Raw genomic sequence first — 1,397 nt, 5'->3', positions numbered from 1 at the left:
ACGTAGCGCATAGTCATTAGGCTTTGTAAATTATTATCTTTCTCCATGCTTCATATTGCTGCTGCCATTCCTTCAGTGCCCAATTATAAGCAAAGCGCGCGCAACCACTGGCTCGAGCCATGTAGCTTCGTTGTTTATTGTTTAAGTCTAGAGCTATTTTGTGAGCAACAATCATTGCGATGCCTCTACAGCTTGACGAACATTCTCTAATAAGCTTTTACTTGAAAAGCATAAGATCAGAACCAGGAGGAGCTAGCCGTAATAGCAGCGTATCGTACCCCCAATTGACAGCTAAACTTAGAAATATCAAGACAATATAACCAATGACCATTGCTGTTTGGTGTTCAAAAGGTGTAGAGCCCGCTACATATCCAGTAAAAAAAATAAATAACACCAGCAAACTCCCCCCTGCTATAAACTCTGTTAAAATAATAACCGGTTTACGAATAAGCAAAAGAAAAAGGAAAAGAAAAAAAAGGCACGTTTTCAATATCTTATGTAATATTTTATAAACGATAGAAAACACTCTACGTATTATAGTTATTAAAATTGATTGTTTGGAATTTGGATTTTTCTCTTTTTTATTTAATTTATTAGTAGATAGAGTGTCCATTACCCCCTCCAATATTTTTATCTATAAAACGCTTTATGGCTATATGATACGTTTTATTTTATTCACGATTATTTATATACCTATATAAATAATTATTTCAATTTTATGATTTTTTAGTGCTTAATGTGACATAATTTTTAAAAAGCAGGCGCCCCCCCGCGCCTGTTATTTATGCTACTTCAGCGACCGTTTTAACAATATTATCGCCTTCATAAACCTCACAATTTCTGGGAACGAAAGAAAACCTAGCAGATCTTTTTATTATTGCATTGCCATATACATTACCACTAATATGGAAATAACCAGAGATCTTCGCATTGCCATAAACAGAACCGTAAACTTTAGTATGACACCCCACGCTAGCATTTTCATAGACCTTGCCATAAATTTTCGCTGCGCCACTAACAACAGCATGATCATAAACTTCTGCATTTCTATGAATACGTGCACTCCCAGATAATTTTGCATTACCATAAACCCGTGCATGATGATAAACCCATGCGTTATAAGAAAGATGAGCATCGTCATAAACATGAGCGCCCACATACACGCGGGTTTTATCACATACATGCGCATTCCCATAAATGTGACCACAAACAATAGCATCATCACAAACAATAGCGTTATCATAAACACGACCGTAGCTAAAAGCCCATGCATTACCACCAACCCAGCAATTTCCGTCATGAGAGAGGTTATCTTCCTTCTCAATAAAACCACCAAGATCACCAGCCTTGACATCACCAAAGTCTCTTAATGCACGAATGCGATAAAGTGTAACATC

General features: G+C 36.6%; 3 protein-coding genes. All 3 read right to left on the bottom strand.

Annotated elements, in window-relative coordinates; all coding sequences use genetic code 11:
• Positions 1–16: 16 nt before the first annotated feature.
• Entirely contained in the window at positions 17–121 is a 105-nt protein-coding gene (locus ACFILW_RS09750) for a helix-turn-helix domain-containing protein (protein ID WP_375677871.1), read from the bottom strand.
• 96 nt (positions 122–217) lie between these two features.
• The gene (locus tag ACFILW_RS09745; RefSeq protein ID WP_375685720.1) at positions 218–394 is read right to left on the bottom strand and encodes a hypothetical protein; all 177 of its coding nucleotides are present in this window, start codon (positions 392–394) and stop codon (positions 218–220) included.
• A 388-nt stretch (positions 395–782) separates the two neighbouring features.
• Positions 783–1,397 (bottom strand): hypothetical protein (locus tag ACFILW_RS09740; RefSeq protein ID WP_375637850.1); only part of this gene is annotated, 615 nt, incomplete at its 5' end.

This window comes from Bartonella sp. TT110JLCBS, from assembly GCF_042193405.1.
GTDB lineage: Bacteria > Pseudomonadota > Alphaproteobacteria > Rhizobiales > Rhizobiaceae > Bartonella.
The sequence above is the reverse complement of the archived record's forward strand: the minus strand, read 5'-3'. Positions and strand labels throughout refer to the sequence as shown.